Below are 5132 nucleotides of genomic sequence, written 5' to 3'. Positions count from 1 at the left end.
GGCAGCGTCAGCTGTGTATAAGAGACAGGGCTGCGACGGCGGGCGTGCCGGAGTGGCTGGCGGGGTCGCCGTGCGTCGTCACCGCTAAAGCGTGCCCGACCGACGCAACTCACGACAACCGATCAGTAGCATCAGGGGTTGCGCCGGGTCGACTCAAGGCCGACTTGACGATCGGCGTGGGCGTGGCACTATTGAGTCAAGTTCACTCAACTTGTGGTGGGTGTGCTGCGGGCGGTGCCCGTCACCTGCTCAAACGTTACGAAGCGAGGAAGCGAAGATGGCACGTGCGGTCGGTATCGACCTCGGCACGACGAACTCCTGCGTCAGCGTTCTCGAGGGCGGTGAGCCCACCGTCATCGCCAACGCCGAGGGCTCGCGGACGACTCCGTCGATCGTCGCGTTCGCCCGCAACGGCGAGGTGCTCGTCGGTGAGGTCGCCAAGCGGCAGGCGGTGACGAACCCGGACCGGACCATCCGGTCGGTCAAGCGGGAGATCGGCACCAACTGGACCGTGGACATCGACGGCAAGAAGTACACCCCCCAGGAGATCTCCGCCCGTACTCTCATGAAGCTCAAGCGGGACGCCGAGGCGTACCTGGGTGAGCAGATCACCGACGCGGTGATCACCGTTCCGGCCTACTTCAACGACGGCCAGCGGCAGGCCACCAAGGAGGCCGGTGAGATCGCCGGCTTCAACGTGCTGCGGATCGTCAACGAGCCGACCGCGGCCGCCCTGGCGTACGGGCTGGACAAGGGCTCCAAGGAGCAGACCGTCCTGGTCTTCGACCTCGGCGGTGGCACCTTCGACGTCTCCCTGCTGGAGCTGGCCGAGGGCGTCATCGAGGTCAAGTCGACGAGCGGTGACAACAACCTCGGTGGCGACGACTGGGACCAGCGGGTCATCGACCACCTGGTGAAGACCTTCCGTGGCGAGCACGGGATCGACCTCTCCCAGGACAAGATGGCCATGCAGCGGCTCAAGGAGGCCGCCGAGAAGGCCAAGATCGAGCTCTCCGCCGCCACCACCACCAACATCAACCTGCCGTACATCACGGCCGGCGCCTCCGGCCCGCTGCACCTCGACGTGACGCTGAGCCGCGCCGAGTTCCAGCGGATGACGCAGGACCTGCTGGACCGCTGCAAGGGCCCGTTCGAGCAGGCCGTGAAGGACGCCGGGATCAAGGTCTCCGACGTCGACCACGTGATCCTCGTCGGTGGCTCGACCCGTATGCCGGCCGTCACCGACCTGGTCAAGCAGCTGACCGGCCGCGACCCGAACAAGGGCGTCAACCCGGACGAGGTCGTCGCCGTCGGCGCCGCGCTGCAGGCCGGTGTGCTCAAGGGCGAGGTCAAGGACGTCCTGCTGCTCGACGTGACCCCGCTGAGCCTGGGCATCGAGACCAAGGGCGGCATCTTCACCAAGCTGATCGAGCGCAACACCACCATCCCGACGAAGCGCTCCGAGGTCTTCACCACGGCGGACGACAACCAGCCGTCGGTGCTGATCCAGGTCTTTCAGGGTGAGCGGGAGATCGCGGCCTACAACAAGAAGCTCGGCACCTTCGAGCTGACCGGCCTCCCGCCGGCGCCGCGTGGCGTGCCGCAGATCGAGGTCACCTTCGACATCGACGCGAACGGCATCGTGAACGTCCACGCGAAGGACCTCGGCACCGGCAAGGAGCAGAAGATGACGATCACCGGCGGCTCCTCGCTGCCGAAGGACGACATCGAGCGGATGCGCCGGGACGCCGAGGAGCACGCGGACGAGGACAAGCGCCGCCGCGACGACGCCGAGACCCGCAACGTGGCCGAGGCGCTCCAGTGGCAGACCGAGAAGTTCCTCGCCGAGAGCGGCGACAAGCTGCCCGCGGAGAACCGTGACCAGCTCAACGAGGCGCTCGGTGAGCTGCGCAGCGCGCTCGGTGGCCAGGACATCGACAAGATCAAGTCGGCTCACGAGCGGCTGGCGCAGGTCTCCCAGCAGGCCGGTTCGCTGCTCTACGCGCAGCAGCAGGCCGAGCAGGGTGGCCCGGCCGGCGGCCAGGCCGGCCCCGGCGCCGGTGCGACCGGCGGCGCGCAGGCCGGCGGCGCGCAGGCCGGTGGCGCCGACGACGTGGTCGACGCGGAGATCGTGGACGAGGACAAGAAGTGACGTCCCGCTCCCGACACCGCGAAGGGATGAGGTAGCCGCATGACGGAGAAGCCACGAGCCGCCGACCCGGGCGACACCGGGGCGACCCCGGGTGGCTCCGCGGCCGCCGAGCCGGCAACCGGCGACGCGCCGCGGGTCGTCATCCGCAACAACCGGAAGCTCAGCCAGCCCGCCGAGCCGGAGGGAACCGCCGCCGACGCCGGGACGGACGTCCCGGCGGAGGGGCTGATCGAGGACGCCGAGATCGTCGTCGACGAGATCGAGGTCGAGGCCGGCACGGTGGACGGGGCCACGCCCGACGGTCCACCCGTGGTCGACGCGCCCGCCGAGCCGGTGGACGCCGCGACCAGTTCGACCCTCGGCGCCGAGCTGGAGGCGCTCCGGTCCGATCTCGACGAGCGGACCCGGGACCTGCAGCGGGTGACGGCGGAGTACGCCAACTACCGCAAGCGGGTGGAGCGGGACCGGGCCACCGTCGCCGAGCAGGCGACCGGCTCGGTGCTCGCCGCCGTGCTGCCGATCCTCGACGACCTGGACCGGGCCCGGGAACACGGGGACCTGGTCGGGCCGTTCGGATCGGTGGCCGAGCAGCTCACCACGGCGCTCGGGAAGTTCGGGTTGACCCCGTTCGGCGAACAGGGCGACCCGTTCGACCCGACCCGGCACGAGGCGGTGGCCCACCAGACCTCCGACGAGGTGACCGAGCCGACGTGCGTGCAGATCATGCGGCGGGGCTACCAGCTCGGTGAGCGGCTGCTGCGGCCGGCGTTGGTCGCGGTCGCGGACCCGGAATAGTGCCAAGTAGTGACCCGATCACCCCGCCCGTCGCCGCACGGCGACGGGCGGGGCGAACCGGTGGGGAGGGGGTGGACCGGTGAGTTCCAAGGACTGGATCGAGAAGGACTTCTACGCCGTGCTCGGCGTGGAGAAGACCGCCTCCGAGGACGAGATCAAGAAGGCGTACCGCAAGCTGGCCCGGGAGTCGCACCCGGACCACAACCCGGGTGACCCGTCGGCGGAGGAGCGGTTCAAGGCCGTCTCCGAGGCGTACAACGTGCTCTCGGACTCCGGCCGGCGCCGGGAGTACGACGAGATGCGCTCGCTCTTCGGCTCGGGCGCGTTCCGCCGTAACGCGCGGGGCGCGGGCCAGCCGGGCGGAATGCCGTTCGACGTCTCCGACCTGTTCGGGGGCGCCGGCGGCGCAGGGGAACGCCGCTTCGGTGGTGGCGGCGCCGGCTTCTCCGACCTGTTCAGCTCGATCTTCTCGGGCGGGCCCGCCGGCCCGAGCGCTCCGCGCGGCCCGGCCCCCGGCCGGGACGTGGAGACCGAGGTGGCGCTGGATTTCGGTGACGCGGTGCGGGGCGTGACCCTGCCGCTCACCCTGCGTGCCCCCGGTGTCTGCGACACCTGCCACGGCAACGGGGCGAAGCCCGGCACCCAGCCGAGCACCTGCCCGGTTTGCCACGGCGCCGGGGTGACGACCCGCAACCAGGGGTCCTTCAGCTTCTCCGAGCCGTGCCGCAACTGCCAGGGCGTCGGCACCGTCGTCGAGGAGAAGTGCCCCGAGTGCCACGGCACCGGCGGCGTGACCAAGACCCGGACGATGAACGTCCGCTTCCCGGCCGGGGTGGCCGACGGTCAGCGGATCCGGCTGGCCGGGCGAGGCGAGCCGGGTGAGCGAGGCGGCCAGGCCGGCGACCTGTACGTGCATGTGAAGGTGCGGCCCGACGAGATCTTCGGCCGCAGCGGCGACGACCTCACGCTGACCGTGCCGATCACCTACGCGGAGGCGGTGCTCGGTACCGACCTGCGCGTGCCCACGCTCGACGGCGCGGTGACCCTGCGGGTTCCGCCGGGTACGCCCAGCGGGCGGATCCTGCGTGCCCGTGGCAAGGGCGTGGTCCGTCGGGATGGGCAGGCGGGCGACCTGTTGGTGACACTGGATGTGGTGGTGCCCGCGCGGTTGTCCGACGAGGCGCGGGCGGCGCTGGAGACGTTCGCCGAGCAGACCCCGCCGGCGAGCCGGGAACATCTCGACGCCCGGGTGCGTCGAGTCAGTTGACGCGGTGGATGGACGCGGAGGTGAGCAGGATGTCGGGCGAGTACGCCGCTTCGTCGAGTGACCCTGCCTACGAGGCCAAGGTCCTGATGATCTCGGTCGCGGCGCGGATGGCGGGCATGCACCCGCAGACCCTGCGCCAGTACGACCGGCTCGGCCTGGTGCAGGCCGGGCGGGCGGCGGGAGGTGGCCGCCGGTACAGCGTCCGGGACGTGGTGCTGCTGCGCGAGGTGCAGCGGCTCAGTCAGGACGACGGCATCAACCTCGCGGGGGTCAAGCGGATCATCGGTCTCGAACGCCTGCTCGAGGAGGCCCAGCAGCGGGTGGCCCGGCTCGAGGCGGAGCTGGACGCCGCGTACCACCGCATCGCCGAGCTGGAGACGCTGGCCCGTTTCCCGGGGCGCGACCTCGTGCCGACCAACCGCACCTCCACGGCGTTGGTGGTCTGGCGCCCGCGCCGAGGGCCGGACCGCTGATCCGACCCTGCTCCGGAGCCCTGACGGCCCGGTCCGCTCGCCGGTTTTCCGGCGCGGGCCGGGCCGTTCCCGTTAGCCTGCAAATGAGGTCCTTTCCGCGCAAATCCGGACCTACCGGCATGGCAGGGGGAGCGATGACGGAGGCGGCCAGGCAACTTGCGCAGCGAACGGAGGACCGGCTCGAGAAGGTCTCCGAGACGGTCCGGGAGCGGTTCGAGGAGATCACCAAGCGGCGCTTCGCCGATCTGGCGCACCAGGGACTCTTCGCCGACCAGCCCGACCAGGGGTCGGACCGGGCGAGAGCGGAGATCCATCAGGGGAGACCGGGCGGGCCGGGCTGAGAACCGGACGCCGACGAGCGGGCCGGGAACCACGGGGGGTCCCGGCCCGTTCGCCGGAGCCGGGCGGGCCGGGAAGCTGGTGAGCCTGTCTCTTATACACATCT

Annotated in this window: 5 protein-coding genes; all 5 read left to right on the top strand. The window is 70.9% G+C overall.

Annotation, left to right across the window (positions count from 1 at the left end; translation table 11 throughout):
* The first annotated feature begins 277 nt into the window (after positions 1-277).
* Entirely contained in the window at positions 278-2152 is a 1875-nt protein-coding gene (gene dnaK, locus E1211_RS30695) for a molecular chaperone DnaK (RefSeq protein WP_132353505.1), read from the top strand.
* 39 nt (positions 2153-2191) lie between these two features.
* On the top strand, positions 2192-2947 hold the full coding sequence (gene grpE, locus E1211_RS30690; protein ID WP_132353503.1) for a nucleotide exchange factor GrpE: 756 nt from the start codon (positions 2192-2194) through the stop codon (positions 2945-2947).
* A gap of 79 nt (positions 2948-3026) precedes the next feature.
* On the top strand, positions 3027-4214 hold the full coding sequence (dnaJ, locus tag E1211_RS30685) for a molecular chaperone DnaJ (protein ID WP_132353501.1): 1188 nt from the start codon (positions 3027-3029) through the stop codon (positions 4212-4214).
* Positions 4215-4243: 29 nt separating this feature from the next.
* Positions 4244-4687: a heat shock protein transcriptional repressor HspR gene (locus E1211_RS30680; protein ID WP_132353507.1), complete on the top strand. Its 444-nt coding sequence runs from the start codon at positions 4244-4246 to the stop codon at positions 4685-4687.
* 134 nt (positions 4688-4821) lie between these two features.
* On the top strand, positions 4822-5028 hold the full coding sequence (locus E1211_RS30675; protein ID WP_132353499.1) for a hypothetical protein: 207 nt from the start codon (positions 4822-4824) through the stop codon (positions 5026-5028).
* Positions 5029-5132 lie beyond the last annotated feature (104 nt).

The sequence above is a fragment of the Micromonospora sp. 15K316 genome, assembly GCF_004348525.1.
In the GTDB taxonomy this organism is placed as follows: Bacteria; Actinomycetota; Actinomycetes; order Mycobacteriales; family Micromonosporaceae; genus Micromonospora.
This window is presented reverse-complemented; position numbering and strand designations above follow the sequence as displayed.